Consider the following 14,865-nt stretch of genomic DNA (forward strand, 5'->3'; position numbering starts at 1 on the left):
GGAGCCGAAGTTACAGCTGCCGGGACGCGGTAACGCACGGCGTCTCGGGACGCAGATCCCGCACATGCACGGTCAGGGCACGCGCGAGGGTGTATTCGAGCCGATGGAAAGCGTCCAGCGGAACGTCCTGGGCGATGGTCAAGCGAGGCGCTCCGTCGAGGTCCAGGGTGACGACGTCTCCCAGCACGCCATACAGCTCGTACTCGCCGCCCGAGGTGTAGACGTGCGCCTCGGCGCGGAGACGCGGGCATGACCGGATCGCCTGCGGGATGCACCCGAGGCACGTCGCAGGCTTGGTCGCATAAAGCGATGCGGAGGGCGCCGGCCGGGGGAAGACCCACCACAGGCGTCCGCTGGACGCGTCCAGGGCAGTTCCCCCGCACACCTGGCACAGCGCGTTCAGCATGCACTCCCGCTGCCGCAAGGTGTGCACCTGGTCCCACAGAGGTGTGCCGCGCCGATGGCTCTCCTGGCGGGCCCACAGCACCCCCAACTGCCAGTCGTCCTCGGCCGGATCGGGGTAGGACAGCCTGCGACCATCCGTCGCACCGTCGTAGAACGCCAGGACAACCCCGAGGTCGACCCGCTCGGCGCTGCGGGGTGCGATGTATGGCACCGGAAGAATGGTGGCCGCAGTCATGCCAGCACCCCGCGGACGTTGGTCTCCCAGATGGCCTGGTGGAGCAGCCCCGCGGTTCGGTCGGCGATCGGCTGTCGCCCTCGGCGCCACGTCCTGTGTCGGGTCAGCCAGATGCGGTTCTCCCTCCGCGCCAGCCACGTAGGGTAAGCGCGCAACAGCAGGTCGCACACGCAGCGGGTGTAGGCCGGGTCGTCGTAGTAAGCCACGACGTCTTCCTCGGTCACAGCCGTGCCCCCGTCTGGAAGGGCAACTCCCGAGGAGACGTCATCCACGGCAGGGGCACCGGCTTCGGCTTGGTGGAGGGCTGCGGGTCGCGCTCTCCTATCCCCACGTCATCGTCAAGGTGCATGTCCGGCACGGCTTGATCGCTGTCCCCGGATCGAGATCGAACGGGCCGACGCAACCGTTGTCGCACGGCTTCTCCGGCTCGTTCGCTTCCGTGGTCACTGTTCTCCTTTGGGGGGTGACTGTTTCGGGCCGAGCCGCCGTGCGTCAGGTGGTCGAGGGCCGGGACTGCAGCGGGGTCTGGGCGCGGTCCCCGGCCGAGCAGCCCTGCCGGTCCGGAACGGGCAGGGCTGAGTCCGGCAGCGGGCCATGCGGACGAGACGGCGACCCAGGTGTTCCGGACATTCGTCGGCGCGATCATGCGCTCAGCCCGCTCACACGCACCGAATGAGCGATGCGCACAATCGGCGCCTCGACCATCTCCAGAAGCTCGAACGTCAGAGCATCGATCACCACGCCACAGCCGAAATGCGTGGCGGTCCACATGCGGTCATCGCGCCTATGGACGTCATGAAACTCGACGATCTCCAGATGGATCGCGGTCTCAGCTGAGGCGGGCGCGTGCTCGACGGTCTGCCGACGCCGCGTCACATCGCCGTCGGCAGACCCGTTCGTGGCGTCAACGCCCGCCGGGAAGGGCGTTCCCGTGGGAGATGCAGACCTGTGACTGTCCATGCCCAGGACGGTACGAGCGGCCCCAGCAGGATCTCAAGGCGATTGCGCGCCATTGCGCTGGCTTGGAACAAAGTAGCTCACGATAGCTCGGTCGGATCCCCCTCAGGGAAGTGCGTAGCGGCAAGGTCGTCCAACACGCTGGTCATCAGCGCGCGTGCGGCCTTTCCGTACAGGGCGACATCCTTCATCAATCCGAAGATCTTGGCGTAGACCGCGATCTCCTCCGGTTGCGTGAGCGAGAGCTCCGCCGCGAATGTCTCGACGGTCACCAGACCCGTGCCATAGATCCAGAATCCATGCACGGGTGACTTGGGAAGGCGGGCCGTGAAGGGGATCACGCCGAGAGCGACGTTGGGCAGGGTGGCCGATGCGATCAGTCGCTCGATCTGCCCCATCAGGATCTCAGGGGGGCACAACAGGTTGCGGACGGCCGCCTCAGTGAGGACGAAATGGAAGCGGTGGCCGGGCTTGTAGAGGATCTCCTGACGCTCCATGCGGGCTTGCAGACCATCCTCCAGGTCGTCGACGATGTCGTGAATCGCGATCGACTGGGCCATGATGTGCCGCGCGTACTCCCTGGTCTGGAACAGGCCAGGCACCGTGGCGGGCTCGAATCCGCGGATAAGGTCGGCTTCCGCCTCGATAGTGGCGATCTGGCGCTGCCGGTCGCGCGTCCCGGTGCGCAACTGCCGCTGCCACGCCGCGTAGGCCAGCTCAAGACCGCGGAGCTGAGCGATCAGCGACGACTGCTGGTCGGCCGCGCCGCAGGCGCCGAGCCAGGCGCGAATGTCGTCCTCGCTGGGCGTCTGCTTGCCGAGCTCGATCCTCGAGACCTTGGTGGCCTGCCAGTGGAGCGTCTGCGCGAGCTGCTTGCCGTTGAGGCTGGCGTCCTTGCGCAGCTCGCGCAATCGCGCTCCGAGGGCTTCACGCGTCTGGCGCGGGTTCGCCAAGATCAGCCCACTTCGGTGCGTATTCCTGATACGGGATTGCGAGACGCCAGGTCGCGTCCCGGCCGGCGCAGAAGTTCTCGATCGCCGCGGGCGCGTCGACAAGCTCCATGCCGAGGAGATCGTCGTCGTCGCCGAAACGGAGCACCACGGCGGTGGCGGAGTCGAACAGCCAGTAGTCCTCCGCAGGGAGGGCCAGCCCTTTGATCTGGTCGCGCGGGAGGTAGCGGATGACTTCGCCCGCTTGGGCATTGCCTTCATTGAGGCGGAGCTCGAACTGGATGTACTGGGTCGGCGGTTCGGAGACCACTCTGACCCGTTCCACGCGCTTGCCTGCCGAGGTGACGTCCCCAATAAGCTGCATCCAGGTGGCGCGCTGGGCCTTGTTCAGCTCGTCCAGCCGTGGCCAGTCGCGAGCTTGGAACGCCTCCCAGCGGTCACGCTCGTCGGGCACGTTGTAGCGGTCGCGGAGTTCCAGCCGGAAGACGTCCGACTTGGCCTGGCGGAACAGGTCGAGGAACTGCTCGCCCGATATCTGCAAGGTCACCGCGCGCGCCGTCCGAGCTCGATGACGTCCCAAGGCACCTCGACAGCGATCTCGTCGGGGGCGAGATCGCGGAGGTCGCCGAGGGCCTCGGGGTCGGTAATACGCTTCCCCTGCACGACGGCGGTGCCGCGGTCGGTCTGGTAGAGAGCCGGGCAGCTGCCTTCATTGCTGGTGCCGGTCTTGCCGAGATACGTCAGTCGCATGGTCGTCCTCTCGACGGGCGATTGCGCGCCATCGCGCGCATGCTCATCGATATTTCATTCCATGGCTGGCGGCCGCGTCAATCCCGCCGCCTGCGCCTGCTCGACGCCAACAGCTGCCATCAGTCACCGGACAGCCGGGTTCCGTCCCCCGTACTCCAGCTGTAGATCGTGATCTTTCCGTCCAGCGTGGCTGGGCAGGCGAGATGGCGGATTGGCGCGTGGGATCAGTGTCGTGCCGCGGGCCACGCGACCAGGGCCAGTTCGGCGGTTTCGGCCAGCTCGGCCGCCGCGGCCCCGTCGCGGGCGCGCTGCGACATGCCCTGGATGATCGCGGCGAAGTACGCGGCCAGCGCACGGGGGTTGGCCGCATCGGACAGCTCGCCAGCCTGTTGCGCCACGCGTAGGTGGGCTTCGAAGACGTTCAGGTTCTCGTTGCGTATGTTGCGCAGGAACGCCTCCACGTCGGCGTCTTGCGGGGTGACGTTGGTGGCTGCGCAGATCGTCAGGCATCCGGCCGGGTGGGCGGGGTCGGGATAGATGACCGCTGCCTCACGCAGGATGCGGGTGAACGCGGCGTGGGCGGTGGGTTCCTCCTCAAGGGCAACGCCCATGAAGGCGCCCACGGGGGAGCGCCCATAGCTGTGCACCACTTCCTTGAACAGAGACTTCTTATCCCCGAAGGCCGCGTACAGGCTGCCGGGCCTGATGCCCATCGCCTCGGTCAACTCGCCGATGGAGGTGGCCTCGTAGCCGCGTTCCCAGAACAGACGGGTGGCCGCGGTCAGTGCCGCGGCGCGGTCGAACGCCCTCGGCCGTCCTCGCTTCGCGCGTGTCTCAGTCACTCCTCCATTTTAGAGCGCTCGTTCAAGAAGGCGTGCTACCTTATTTGTTGAGTCATCGCTCAATAAATCGGGAGTGGCCACATGGGAACACGCACACTTGAGGGAAAGATCGCACTGGTCACCGGCGGCAGCCGCGGGATCGGCCGGGCCATCGCGCAACGTCTCGGCCAGGACGGCGCCACCATCGCTGTCGCCTACGCCCGCGACGAGACAGCGGCGAACGAGGTCGTCGAACTCATCCGCAAGGACGGCGGCCGGGCCTTCGCCCTGCACGCGGAGATGGGACGGCACGGGGACGCGGCCTCCCTGTGGGCTGCTTTCGACGCCCATGCCGACGAATACGCATCTGGCGGAGCCGTCGACATCATCGTCAACAACGCCGGCATCGGCCGCAGCTCTGATCTGGCGTCGCTGACCGAGGACGGCTTCGACGAGGTCTTCGCCGTGAACGTCCGCGCACCGTTTTTTATCGTGCAGCAGGGGTTGAAGCGGCTGCGCGACGGAGGGCGGATCATCAACATCTCCAGCGGCGCGGCTCGCCTCGCCATGCCAGAGATCATCGCCTACGCCGCCACCAAGGGTGCGCTCGACACCTTCACCCTCAACCTCGCCAAGGAACTGGGACCCCGAGGCATCACCGCGAACTCGGTGGCGCCCGGCATCATCGACACAGACGTCAACGCGAGCTGGCTACGCGGCAATCCGCAGGCCGAAGCTCAGGCGGCGTCCCTGGCCGCGCTGGGCCGGGTCGGGCAGCCGGAAGACGTGGCTGACATCGTGGCCTTCCTCGCTTCCGACGACGCACGCTGGGTGACCGGCCGGGTGATCGACGCGACGGGCGGTTCTGGGCTGTGAGTCTCTCTCCTTGGGCGGGAGCACCCCGCAGTGATTTCCGCCTGAGGGGCCAGTTGGAGTACTAGAAGGCCAAGGCGGCCCGTCGTGCGGTGCTGCGAGCACTCACACGCCCTGCGAGCCGTACCAGCGCCACTCGGTGAGTCGTGGGCGATCAGGGAGAGCCATGCGTCCAGTCGCCCACAGCAGGGTCTCCCAGGCATCAAAATCGATGACGACATGGGAGAAGAGCCTCTTGAGGACCCGTTCGCACAGCTCCCGTGGCGGCGACCACTCCAGATTCAGCCCCTGAGCGATGTCATGGACGTGCACGAGGGTCTCAACGACGCCCATCGCGGCGAAGCCCTCTGGATCCGAGGCCCCGAAGACGTGGTAGGCAACGGTGGTCGAGGGGGCGGTGCGTAGGACGGACGCGAGCAGGCCACCACACGCCTCAAAGATGGTCAGGAGGCCCTCGGGGCCCGAGGCCGGGTCAACGAAGATGACGTTTTCGGGCCCTCCGCTTCGGTCGCTGCTCGTCCGGAATGGCAACAGCGCGGACACCGGCGGCTTCTCGAGCCCGAACCTCGCGGCGTAAGTGAACAGGTCATCGGCCAGGTGCTCGAGCGTCTCCCAGCACGTCCACTCGAGCGTTCCCGCTTTGGCCTCCCACGCGTGAGGATCTGCACCTCTTAGTGTGTCGATGGCCAGAGCGACGACCTGACGTACGTCTTCTCCGTCGACTGCGCTGTCTGCTCCGTGCATGCGAAGGATCGTAACAACGGACAACTTGAGCCCTGGTCCGCTTGACTCCCCAAAGGCCCTCCGCTTCGCTCCGGACGTTCTTCCTTCCCTCCCGTTACCCGATTCGGTGGTTGGCCGTCTGATGCCCGCCCGCCCACAAAGGCCCTCCGCTACGCTCGGGACGCTCTCCCAGGCGGGCTGACGCCCGCCCCCTGAAGGACCTCGCTCCGCTCGGACCGCCTTCCAAGCACGCTTCGCCGGGCCGACTGGCCGGAGCGGGACCAAGCGGATATGTGGCGCCGAGGGTGCCAAATGAACGTGGACCAGGTCGAGTTGCACTCCGTCGACCTCGGTCAGCAGCTGACACACCGCGTGCGACCAGGGGCGCCTCTGATCGTGCTGTATCTCCAGTACCCGGATCAGCGTTCCACGCACGAACCACACCAGGTGGCAGCCGTCGTGGTTGGATTTCATTGGGAATCCGCGCATGCCTAGCACCCGCTCAGCTCACATCAGGGTGCGAAACCTAGCCTCCCGGACACCGAGCGCGTGAAAGTCGACCTAGGCCATCCTGGGGATCTGCCGACGCAGTCAGGTGTCATCTCGGCCGTCGTTGTCGAACCCGTCATCATGCACATCGGATGATCCCACCCGTAACAGCTTCGTCTCTGACCTTCTCTATTCGGCGGAAGTGAGGCCCCCGGTTGGAAAGTGCGTCCAACCGGGGGCCACCTCATCCGCGAACACCAGGGACGGACGTCCGCGGATGAGGGGATGCCCTGGTTGGGAGGTAGGGGGCAGTTCTCAATCAACCAAGGCGAGGTTGAGAGAGCTTGTTGCGGCCTTCGTCGCTACCGGATTCAACGACGAAGGCCGCCCCCAAGGCCCACTCCAAGAGACAACTTGGCGGCCTGTCTCCTTTTCCGCTGCTCAGCGGTGGGGCGGGGGGAGCGTGACCAGCCGTGCGGCAACAGCTTGAGCGGCTGCTGTCGCTGACCGACCATCCGAAGATCACGATTCAGATTGTCCCGCTTGAGACCGAGCAGACCACGGGCCTTCTCGGCGGCTTCGCCATCGCACAGCTACCCAATGCGCAGCACTGGGCTTACCTGGAGTCTCCATCCAGCGGCCAAGTAACCGATCGCTCGGAAGAGGTGCAGGCTATTAGCCTGAGGTACGAAACGATCCGTGCATGGGCACACCCCTTGCATGTCACCAAGAATGTGCTGCGCGAGACGCTAGGGAGGTATGAGAATGAATGAGGAGCTATCCGAGGAACTGGCCGGCGCCGCATGGCGTAAGGCCAAGGCATCGGGCTCGAACAACGGCAACTGTCTGGAGGTTGCCCCGCTGTTCGGTGGGCGTGTCGGTATTCGCGACACCGAGGCTCCCGACCAGGCCCCGTACGTCGTCACTGCTCCCGTGTGGGAAGCTTTCAAAGACGGCGTCCGAAAGGGCGAATTCGACTTCTAATGGCACGCGAAGCTCCCGATGTTACATCGGGGGCTTTGCTATTGCTATATTCCGGTTTGTCTTGTTGGTTGTGCCACAAACAATCGCCACATCTGGCCTAGCTTGAATTAGGCATCTAGCGTCAAATGGAGAACAGTCCCCAACGCGGAGGCTCGAATGACCTTGATGCAAGATCAGCCCGTACGCCCGTGGGGTTTGAGTCGGATGACCAAGCCTTCCCCGGTGGGGCCACCGGAGTACACCACCGTCGAATTCGACGCCGCAACCCAGCTCACTCACTTCTACGACGCCAAAGGCGAGATCGTGGACATGCAGCGGGGCACGGTGACCAAGTCGCCAAAGAACCAGGGGAACGACGGCACGGGCGGCCCGCTAGTTTCAGACGATTCCGACGACTGATGTCGCGTAGCCCGCGTACGGTGCTGGTCGTCACGTCTCCAGCAGACGAGACGGCCAACACGGTCATCCGAGCCTTGCAGGAGCGCGGGGCGCACGTGGCCCGCGTTGATCCAGCCGACATCGGGGCAGGGCTGACGTTCAGCGCCCGCATCGAGGACGGCTGCGACTGGTGGAGCGGCCAACTCGTGACGCCAAGCCGCAACACACCCCTGGAAAAGATAGGAGCGGTCTACTACCGCCGGCCGAGCCCTTTGCGCAGCGACGCCACCGAGGAACAGGCCCGGTTGTTCGCGATCAACGAGGCCCGTCACGGGCTGGGCGGCCTGTTGAGAAACCTACCGAACAGCCGCTACGTCAACCATCCTGGAGCGACCGAAAGAGCAGATTTCAAGATTGCCGAGTTGCAGGTGGCGACCCGCCTCGGCATGCGTATTCCCAAAACGCTCGTAACGAACGATCTGGACGCTGCTCGAGAATTCGCCATCAAGCATGTGCAGGTCATCTACAAGTCATTTCGATCGGTCCCGGTCGCCCCAGACGGCCGCGTGGGTGCGATATGGACACAGCGCGTAAAACCGGATGATTTGGACCAGTCGGTGTCCATGACGGCGCACATGTTTCAGGAGGAGATCCACAAGTCGAGCGATGCCAGGGTGACCGTAGTCGGTCGTCAGGTGTTCGCCACTAGGATTACGCACCCGGACGATGCCGTCGACTGGAGGGAGGGAGACTGGGACGACCTGATATATGGCCACATTGATGTGCCCGAAGTGATCAGGCGTGCTCTATACGCCTACCTCGAACATTTTGGTCTTGTGTTCGGCTGTTTTGACTTTGCCCTCGAAGACGGCGAATTTGGCGAAGCCTGGACTTTCATGGAGTGCAATCCAAACGGCCAGTGGGCGTGGCTTCCAGATTTCGGCACGATAGCGCAAGCCTTCGCCGACGCACTACTTGAAGGATGGTGGCCATGAGCGACACGGCCGCGACGCTCCGCCGCGAACTGGCGGACAAAATAGGGTCTGCCAGTTGGCGAAAAGCACTGGAAACGGTGCCCCGCGAACGGTTCTTGGGAGAAGCTGTTTATCGCCCCGACAAGAACCGATTCGGCTGGTGGACACCCGTCCGCCGCGCCGACACACCCGAAGGCGTATGGCTCGCCCTGGCATACGCCAACGAGACCTGGCCGACTCAGGTTGAGGGGCTCCTGGCTGAAGACTCGACACGGCCCGTATCTGGATACCCGTCGTCATCATCCACGCTTCCCAGCCTGGTCGTACGGATGCTTGAGGCTGCCGAGATCGAGGAGGGCGACAAGGTCCTGGAGATCGGAACCGGCACGGGCTACTCAACCGCGCTGATGTGTCAGCGACTTGGAAGCGACGCCGTCGTTTCGATCGAGTACGACCCGCTGGTCGCCGCCCGAGCCCGTGACGCGATCATGGGTGCGGGCTACGCTCCCACGCTGGTGGAGGGCGACGGGCTGCGCGGATATGCGGAGAACGCCAAATACGATCGGCTCATCGCGACCTGCTCTGTCCGCACGGTCCCCCGGGAGTGGTCGCAACAGATCCGTGTCGGCGGGACCATCACCGCTCCGTTGTCAGGATGGATGGGTGAAACCGCGTTCGCGCATCTCACCGTGGCCGACGACGGCACCGCGAGCGGCCGTTTCCTCGAAGATGACCTCTCCTTCATGACCGCCCGATCACACCTGCCCCCGCCGCGTCCGCCATTGGTGAGGGGTTTGGGGATCGCCCGCGAGTCCAGAGTCGATCCGTCGGTCCTCCAGGACAGAACAGCTCTATGGGTCGCCCAGCTCGCCATTCCGCAGGCCCAAATTGCATGGGGCGATGACGCCACGTTCCTCGTCGACGCCGGCACCGGTTCGCGGGCCGAAGCTCAACCGGATCCCGCACGCGGATGGACTGTGCGCCAGCACGGACCGCTCAAACTGTGGGACGCGGTCGAGAAGGCCATCGAAACGTGGCAGGAAGCAGGCAGCCCGCATAAGTCTGGCTTCGGGCTCACGGTCACCGGTGAGCGCCAGCGGGTGTGGCTCGGCAACCCTGCGGGGCCGAACTGGAGTCTGCCGGCGTAGATCCTGCGATCAACAGAAGGGGTGCGCTGCGGGCGGGAGCCGTCGCCGGGTTGTCCGAATGCACCCAGAAGGTCACGACGTCACCGAGGTGACCATCGGCAGCCAAGTCGATCCGGACGCCGGCGTCCGGCCGCTGACCGCCGCTTCACCGATGAATACGAACCGTGTTGTCCGGACGGGCCACGAACCCGTCGAGGGACATACAGAAGCTGGCGCTCACGGTCATGATCAAACTCCTTGTCATGTTGCTCAGGTCCCGCCGGTTCACCGAGTCGACGGCGCCTTGAAGCCCACCAGAGGCGCAGTTCGTGCGCTCTTCCTGTCGTGGGCTTCGTGGATCCTCTCGTTCCGGTGTGTGCTTCCGGACAGTTAGACCGCCGACGATCGGCGAACTCATCGCTCGCCAACCACATCTGGATGCCACCAGAGCATCCGCCATGATCACGTGGACGCCAGCGGCCTCGCCCGCACGGTGGGAGGTTTGGATCTTGGTGTCTCCGATGAAGTCCACCTTGTCCCCTGGCCGCCCCGGTGAATTTATCTGGGGGTGGCACATGTTTGTGCCGAAGGATTCCGGCTGCTAGCTGGGGTTCCTGGGTTCTTTCTCGTTTCGCTGATTCGTGAGGTGTGAGAGGCGTATGTTAGGCGCTGCCTTCATTCTTCCGGTGTGAGGAAGGTGTGCCGGTGGTGCGGTCTCGACTGCGGGTGCTGGAGGGTGGGGTGCTCCCGCCCGAGCCTTTGGCCAGTGACCCGATGGAGTATCAGGCGCGATGCGTCGAGGCGTTCGTGGCATCGTGGGCCGCTCGCGGGTTCAGCCCCGTGACCATCGAGAACGACACCAGTCTGCTGGAGCGAACCCTGACCGCACTGGGCCGTCCGGCCTGGGAGGTCACTCCCGAGGACATTGACCGGGTGGTCGGCGACCTGGCGGTGGCCGGTCGCGCCGCCTCGACGCGGCGCGAGTATGTGCAGGTTCTCAAGGGCTTTCACCGGTTTCTGCAGGTGCGTAAGGCCGCTGAGATCGAGGCTGCGTTCGGGGTGCGGCTGGACTGCCCGGTGGATGAGTTCAACGCCTCCCGGCATGTCGGCGATGACTCCCCGGCCGAGCTGCCGCCGCCGACGCCGGAGCGGGTGAGCGGCTTCTTCGACTTCCTCAAGGAGCGCATCGCCACTGCCCGCAAGTACGGCCCGGCGGCACGGGATTACGCGCTGTTCCGCACCCTGTATCACGCTGGGCTGCGGTCGGAGGAGGCCGCGCTGCTGGACCGGCCGGACGTGCACTTCACCCGGGGCCCGTTCGGCAAGCTGCATGTCCGCTTCGGCAAGGGCGCCCGCACCTCCGGGCCGCGGCCGCGGTGGGTGCCCATGCTGGACGGGCTGGACCTGGTGCTGCGCTGGTTTCTCAAGGACGTGCGCGGCCGCTTCCCCGACTCGCCGGTGCTGTTCGCTGATGAGTCCGGCGGGGCGCTGCATCGCGGCACCATCCGTAACCGGCTGCGCTATCTCATGCAGTTGGAGGGGCGGCCGCAGACCGAGTGGTTCAGCCCGCATGCGTTGCGCCGGGCGTGCGCCACCCACAACTACGAGCGCGGCGTGGACCTGGTGGCCATCCAGCAGTTGCTCGGACACTGGACGGTGAGCTCGACGATGCGCTATGTCCGGCCCTCGGCCACCTTCATTGAAGATGCCTATCGCCGGGCGGTGACCAGCACCCTGGGCGAGCTGAACGGACAGGGAGACCCGACCGCATGAAGATCCGGTGGAAACTGCGCATGGCCGCCGCGCAGCGCGAGGTGTGGACCGGCGCTCAGCTGCGGCGGCTGCTGGCCGACAAGGCCGGGCTGGAGCTGTCGGCGGCGTCGGTGTCGGCGCTGCTGACCAAGGAGCCCACCCAGGTGAAGCTGTCCACCCTGGCCGCGTTGTGCACCGCGCTGGAGTGCAGCCCCAACGACCTGATCGAGGTGGACACCACCCCCGTCGAACAGCCCGCCCGCCCGCCGCAGCCGGCGACTGAGCCCAAGGCCGCCACCAGCGGCGGCCGGTCTATGCCGCCACTGTGACCTGAGCAGGAGGACGGCGATGGGCCAACGGCAACGCGACTGTGTGGACTGCGGCGGCCCGGTCGGCATCATCGGCCGCATGCACTGCTGCCGCTGCCTCAGACGGCTCAACGAAGCGGCCGCCAAGGCGTCCTGCTGTCGGCGTACGTCTTGAAGTGCAGAGGTGCGTACGAGTAAACGCGCAGAGACCGATCCTCAGTACTGCGGCTACAAGGGCGACTGCCAGACACTGCGCGCCAAGTCCGCGACGGCGGCGGCCTGGGCGTGACCTGCGCGGGCGGCGGGTGCGCGGCGAGAGGGGTCCAGCAGGCCGGTACGGAACGCCTTTCTGGTGACCTCGTCCGGTGTGATGACCACCACTTGGGCGGCGCCGAGCTTGGAGCGCTGCTGCTCGACTGTCTCCACCGGGCCGCCGGCACGCGTCACCGGTGCCAGAGCCACCACATGGCTGCAGCCCTTGGCCAGGTCCAGGTTCAACGGTGAACGTATCCCGCCATCCGTGTAGCGGCGCTCACCAATGGTGATCGGCGGGCGCACGCCGGGGCTGGAGCAACTGGCCGCCACCGCCCTGACCAGGTCGGCCCCCGAGGCGGCATCGAACATCGCGAACTCGCCGGAAGCGGCGTCCACGGCGGTGATCAGCAGTTCGCGAGTTGGCCACTCCGTCGCCCCGCCGAGCCATTCCGCCACGGTGCGCAGCCGCTCCTCCTCCGAAGGGGTCTTGGCCTTCAGCGCCATCCGGCCCATTCGCTCTCTGAACGCCTGCGCGTCCGTACCCGCGCGTACCGACGCCCAGGCGAGCTTGAGCAGGGCTTTCGCGACGCCTTGGGGAGCTGTCTCGCCCGCGACGGGCACGAGTTGGGCCTCATAGCGTTGCCGTAAATCGAGCCCGCACGCCAGCTGCGCACCGACGACCGCGCCCGCCGAGGTGCTGATCACCACATCGGCGGAGGAGAGATCGACTTCGTGCTCGGCCAGACCGGCCAGCATGCCCAGTTCCCAGGCGATTCCCGTGACACCGCCTCCGCCGAGTACCAACGCCCGCCGCATGTCCCCATTCTGCATGACCACCGCCGCACTGATCCTCTCTGCACGTTTACCTGTACGTGGCTCGGCAATTGAGCCCGTACGCCGACACCTGCCCGGGCTGCGGCAAGCAACGGGTGCTGCAGGCCGACACCGGCCGGTGCATCATGTGCTCACGCGTCTGCACCGAGTGCGGGCATCCCGTCCGCTCGCCGGAGGCGACGCTATGCCGGGACTGCACCCGCAAGGCTCGGCACGGCCGGCGCAACAACCGTGCCCGCGCTGCGGCCGCCCGGGCTATCTGCGCCAATCCACCGGCTGGTGCGGGACCTGCTCACGTCCTCGCCAGGCGAAGGACCCGCCGCGCGTCTGCGACGACTGCGGGCAGTTGCGCCCGCATGCCGGCCACGGCCTGTGCTCGGCCTGCTGGCAGCGCCGCCCCGAACGGCCCTTCGTCGCTGGTGAGAACCTCATCGCCCGGCTGACTGCCCCGCCTCCCTGGCTGGGCGAGCTCATCGGCCACCTGGCCGCCGGTCACTCTCCGGCCCGAGCCTGCGTCCTGATCAGCCAGCTGGGACGGCTGCTGGGCGACGAACACCTCAACCACCCCCAAGCCCTGTTGGAGCGGGCCCGGCTGCCCGGCCGCTCGATGGGGCCCTTGGCCCGAGGGCTGGAGATCTTCTTCGTCGAACGCGGTCTGGCGCTGGCCACCGATCACGCCGAACGGCTGGCCGCCGGACGCCGTCGCCGCCGGATCGACGCCGTCCCAGCGCCGCTGCGGCCCGCGGCGGAGGCCTTTAACACTTTTCTGCTGCGCTCCCGCGAGCGCGCCCGCCGGGCTGGGACACTGCCCCGTGCCGACATCACCCTCGACATCAAGCTGTCCACCCTGCGCGATCTGGCCCAGCACGTCAGCGCGGGTGGAAAGCAGGACTGGGCCCTGGTCGACGTGCACGACATCGAGACGTTCCTGGCCGCCCAGCCCAAGAACCGGCCCCGCGGCTGCAGATCGCCCGGCAGTTCTTCCGCTTCGCCAAAACCCACAAGATGATCCTTATCGACCCCACCAGCGGACTGTCGGCGAAGGCGGCCAAGGGCTTCATCGGCAAGACCCTCACCCTCGACCAGCAAAGACGCCTCTTCCAGAGATGGATCACCGACCCGGCTGTCCACCCGCACGAGGCTCTGCTGGGCATCCTGTCACTGTTGCACGGCGCCTCCAGCGCTGAGGTCCGCCACCTGCGCCTGGACGGCATCGATCCCGCCAACCGTGCCATCCGTCTCGGGCAACGCCCCCACCTCGTGCCCCTGGACCCGGTCAGCTGGAGCATCGTGCAGCGATGCATGGCCCACCGCGAGACCCAGCGCACCAGCAACCCGCATCTGATGGTCACCAAGGGCACCAAAGCGGGCCGGAACCCGGCCTCCGTCGCCTATGTCAGCCACATCCTGGATCCGGCCGGCATCTCACCGCGAATGCTTCGCTCCACCCGCCTGATCGACCTGGTCAACATCATGGACGCCAAACTCGTCGCCGCGGCGTTCCGGATGACCCCCGAAGGCATCATGATCTATCTAGCCGACCACGTCGTCGATGGCCGGCTGCCCAGGCCGCCCAACGGCGAGACCTCTGGGGAATCACAGCTCAAGTACTGACGGATGGGCTTCGGGCCGACCATAGGTCAGAACACGCAACAGTCCATCGCGCAGCTGATCGATGATGTCATCCTCGACAGCCAGGGACGCCTCGATCTCGTGGTCGTCCAGCCCCAACGCATCCAGGCTGTCGGCTGCCACCTTGACGCGCAGTAGTCTGTCACGGAGCGTCACCTCTTCAACGACGCCATAAGCGGTGCCCTGACCTGCGGTGACCAGGCAATAGGTGTCCATCCCAAGCTCAATGTCCTGCTCATCGGGCTCGAACAGACCACACATGAACAGCAACACCATGCCAGCGCCGTCTTCACCCTCGGCGACGCCCACCGTCAGGCAATCGTCGGCTTCTTCCTCCACGCCCGCAACCCGGGCAGTGAACCTGATCGTCATGACCAGGAGCGTAACGACCATGACCGACAACGCCGCCCACACTCAC

Annotated in this window: 20 protein-coding genes; 10 read left to right on the forward strand and 10 right to left on the reverse strand. The window is 66.1% G+C overall.

Features of this window, described 5'->3' with window-relative positions; all coding sequences use genetic code 11:
• Positions 1-10: 10 nt before the first annotated feature.
• The 7 genes from ACGFNP_RS14880 to ACGFNP_RS14910 form a co-directional block, all read right to left on the reverse strand.
• Positions 11-616 (reverse strand): hypothetical protein, encoded by a 606-nt coding sequence (locus ACGFNP_RS14880; protein WP_393318650.1) that lies wholly within the window; start codon positions 614-616, stop codon positions 11-13.
• 20 nt (positions 617-636) lie between these two features.
• Positions 637-864 (reverse strand): hypothetical protein, encoded by a 228-nt coding sequence (locus ACGFNP_RS14885; protein ID WP_393318652.1) that lies wholly within the window; start codon positions 862-864, stop codon positions 637-639.
• Between the two features lie 418 nt (positions 865-1,282).
• Positions 1,283-1,600 (reverse strand): hypothetical protein, encoded by a 318-nt coding sequence (locus tag ACGFNP_RS14890; RefSeq protein WP_393318655.1) that lies wholly within the window; start codon positions 1,598-1,600, stop codon positions 1,283-1,285.
• Positions 1,601-1,677: 77 nt separating this feature from the next.
• Positions 1,678-2,550 (reverse strand): helix-turn-helix domain-containing protein, encoded by an 873-nt coding sequence (locus ACGFNP_RS14895; protein ID WP_393318658.1) that lies wholly within the window; start codon positions 2,548-2,550, stop codon positions 1,678-1,680.
• Positions 2,525-3,127 carry a DUF6879 family protein gene (locus ACGFNP_RS14900; RefSeq protein ID WP_393318661.1) on the reverse strand — a complete coding sequence of 201 codons (603 nt, stop codon included), beginning with the start codon at positions 3,125-3,127 and terminating at the stop codon, positions 2,525-2,527. The genes ACGFNP_RS14895 and ACGFNP_RS14900 overlap by 26 nt, the downstream gene beginning before the upstream one ends.
• Positions 3,091-3,297, reverse strand: a complete 207-nt coding sequence (locus tag ACGFNP_RS14905) for a hypothetical protein (RefSeq protein ID WP_393318664.1) — start codon at positions 3,295-3,297, stop codon at positions 3,091-3,093. The genes ACGFNP_RS14900 and ACGFNP_RS14905 overlap by 37 nt, the downstream gene beginning before the upstream one ends.
• Before the next feature lie 224 nt (positions 3,298-3,521).
• Positions 3,522-4,139: a TetR/AcrR family transcriptional regulator gene (locus ACGFNP_RS14910; protein ID WP_393318667.1), complete on the reverse strand. Its 618-nt coding sequence runs from the start codon at positions 4,137-4,139 to the stop codon at positions 3,522-3,524.
• Between the two features lie 81 nt (positions 4,140-4,220).
• On the opposite strand from ACGFNP_RS14910, the gene ACGFNP_RS14915 reads away from it, so the two are divergent.
• A complete protein-coding gene (locus ACGFNP_RS14915; RefSeq protein ID WP_393318670.1) occupies positions 4,221-4,994 on the forward strand; it encodes an SDR family oxidoreductase in 774 nt (257 codons plus the stop codon).
• Between the two features lie 102 nt (positions 4,995-5,096).
• Here ACGFNP_RS14915 and ACGFNP_RS14920 read toward each other — a convergent pair whose 3' ends face one another.
• Positions 5,097-5,735 carry a hypothetical protein gene (locus tag ACGFNP_RS14920; protein ID WP_393318673.1) on the reverse strand — a complete coding sequence of 213 codons (639 nt, stop codon included), beginning with the start codon at positions 5,733-5,735 and terminating at the stop codon, positions 5,097-5,099.
• A 941-nt stretch (positions 5,736-6,676) separates the two neighbouring features.
• Here ACGFNP_RS14920 and ACGFNP_RS14925 point away from each other — a divergent pair.
• The 7 genes from ACGFNP_RS14925 to ACGFNP_RS14955 all read left to right on the forward strand — a co-directional run bounded on the left by ACGFNP_RS14925 (position 6,677) and on the right by ACGFNP_RS14955 (position 11,747).
• Positions 6,677-6,976, forward strand: coding sequence for a Scr1 family TA system antitoxin-like transcriptional regulator (locus ACGFNP_RS14925; RefSeq protein WP_393318676.1), 300 nt, complete (start codon positions 6,677-6,679; stop codon positions 6,974-6,976).
• On the forward strand, positions 6,969-7,187 hold the full coding sequence (locus ACGFNP_RS14930; protein ID WP_393318678.1) for a DUF397 domain-containing protein: 219 nt from the start codon (positions 6,969-6,971) through the stop codon (positions 7,185-7,187). The genes ACGFNP_RS14925 and ACGFNP_RS14930 overlap by 8 nt, the downstream gene beginning before the upstream one ends.
• 165 nt (positions 7,188-7,352) lie before the next feature.
• Positions 7,353-7,586 carry a putative ATP-grasp-modified RiPP gene (gene tgmA, locus ACGFNP_RS14935; RefSeq protein WP_393319680.1) on the forward strand — a complete coding sequence of 78 codons (234 nt, stop codon included), beginning with the start codon at positions 7,353-7,355 and terminating at the stop codon, positions 7,584-7,586.
• Positions 7,587-7,606: 20 nt separating this feature from the next.
• Complete coding sequence (locus ACGFNP_RS14940) at positions 7,607-8,560, forward strand: MvdC/MvdD family ATP grasp protein (RefSeq protein WP_393318681.1); 954 nt, start codon at positions 7,607-7,609, stop codon at positions 8,558-8,560.
• Positions 8,557-9,687, forward strand: a complete 1,131-nt coding sequence (gene tgmC, locus ACGFNP_RS14945; RefSeq protein ID WP_393318684.1) for an ATP-grasp peptide maturase system methyltransferase — start codon at positions 8,557-8,559, stop codon at positions 9,685-9,687. Before ACGFNP_RS14940 ends, tgmC begins: the two co-directional genes overlap by 4 nt.
• Before the next feature lie 687 nt (positions 9,688-10,374).
• Positions 10,375-11,439: a tyrosine-type recombinase/integrase gene (locus ACGFNP_RS14950; protein ID WP_393318687.1), complete on the forward strand. Its 1,065-nt coding sequence runs from the start codon at positions 10,375-10,377 to the stop codon at positions 11,437-11,439.
• A complete protein-coding gene (locus ACGFNP_RS14955) occupies positions 11,436-11,747 on the forward strand; it encodes a helix-turn-helix transcriptional regulator (protein WP_139638452.1) in 312 nt (103 codons plus the stop codon). The genes ACGFNP_RS14950 and ACGFNP_RS14955 overlap by 4 nt, the downstream gene beginning before the upstream one ends.
• Before the next feature lie 207 nt (positions 11,748-11,954).
• Here the strand turns inward: ACGFNP_RS14955 and ACGFNP_RS14960 are convergent, their stop codons facing one another.
• Positions 11,955-12,797, reverse strand: coding sequence for a patatin-like phospholipase family protein (locus ACGFNP_RS14960; RefSeq protein ID WP_393318691.1), 843 nt, complete (start codon positions 12,795-12,797; stop codon positions 11,955-11,957).
• Between the two features lie 202 nt (positions 12,798-12,999).
• Here ACGFNP_RS14960 and ACGFNP_RS14965 point away from each other — a divergent pair, with 202 nt between their 5' ends.
• Complete coding sequence (locus ACGFNP_RS14965) at positions 13,000-13,824, forward strand: hypothetical protein (protein ID WP_393318694.1); 825 nt, start codon at positions 13,000-13,002, stop codon at positions 13,822-13,824.
• Entirely contained in the window at positions 13,821-14,429 is a 609-nt protein-coding gene (locus ACGFNP_RS14970; protein ID WP_393318697.1) for a hypothetical protein, read from the forward strand. The genes ACGFNP_RS14965 and ACGFNP_RS14970 overlap by 4 nt, the downstream gene beginning before the upstream one ends.
• Here the strand turns inward: ACGFNP_RS14970 and ACGFNP_RS14975 are convergent.
• The gene (locus ACGFNP_RS14975) at positions 14,412-14,819 is read right to left on the reverse strand and encodes an Imm10 family immunity protein (RefSeq protein ID WP_393318700.1); all 408 of its coding nucleotides are present in this window, start codon (positions 14,817-14,819) and stop codon (positions 14,412-14,414) included. The genes ACGFNP_RS14970 and ACGFNP_RS14975 overlap by 18 nt on opposite strands.
• Positions 14,820-14,865: the final 46 nt, after the last annotated feature.

This window comes from Nonomuraea sp. NPDC049269 (assembly GCF_043197155.1).
GTDB lineage: Bacteria > Actinomycetota > Actinomycetes > Streptosporangiales > Streptosporangiaceae > Nonomuraea.

What these genes read in the sequence shown, in the direction of transcription:
- ACGFNP_RS14960 (WP_393318691.1), bottom strand. Translation starts at nt 12,797, where the DNA reads ATGCGGCGGGCGTTGGTACTCGGCGGAGGCGGTGTCACGGGAATCGCC.
- ACGFNP_RS14920 (WP_393318673.1), bottom strand. Translation starts at nt 5,735, where the DNA reads ATGCACGGAGCAGACAGCGCAGTCGACGGAGAAGACGTACGTCAGGTC.
- ACGFNP_RS14965 (WP_393318694.1), top strand. Translation starts at nt 13,000, where the DNA reads ATGCCGGGACTGCACCCGCAAGGCTCGGCACGGCCGGCGCAACAACCG.
- ACGFNP_RS14970 (WP_393318697.1), top strand. Translation starts at nt 13,821, where the DNA reads ATGATCCTTATCGACCCCACCAGCGGACTGTCGGCGAAGGCGGCCAAG.
- ACGFNP_RS14905 (WP_393318664.1), bottom strand. Translation starts at nt 3,297, where the DNA reads ATGCGACTGACGTATCTCGGCAAGACCGGCACCAGCAATGAAGGCAGC.
- tgmC (WP_393318684.1), top strand. Translation starts at nt 8,557, where the DNA reads ATGAGCGACACGGCCGCGACGCTCCGCCGCGAACTGGCGGACAAAATA.
- ACGFNP_RS14930 (WP_393318678.1), top strand. Translation starts at nt 6,969, where the DNA reads ATGAATGAGGAGCTATCCGAGGAACTGGCCGGCGCCGCATGGCGTAAG.
- ACGFNP_RS14975 (WP_393318700.1), bottom strand. Translation starts at nt 14,819, where the DNA reads ATGACGATCAGGTTCACTGCCCGGGTTGCGGGCGTGGAGGAAGAAGCC.
- ACGFNP_RS14915 (WP_393318670.1), top strand. Translation starts at nt 4,221, where the DNA reads ATGGGAACACGCACACTTGAGGGAAAGATCGCACTGGTCACCGGCGGC.
- ACGFNP_RS14890 (WP_393318655.1), bottom strand. Translation starts at nt 1,600, where the DNA reads ATGGACAGTCACAGGTCTGCATCTCCCACGGGAACGCCCTTCCCGGCG.
- tgmA (WP_393319680.1), top strand. Translation starts at nt 7,353, where the DNA reads ATGCAAGATCAGCCCGTACGCCCGTGGGGTTTGAGTCGGATGACCAAG.
- ACGFNP_RS14955 (WP_139638452.1), top strand. Translation starts at nt 11,436, where the DNA reads ATGAAGATCCGGTGGAAACTGCGCATGGCCGCCGCGCAGCGCGAGGTG.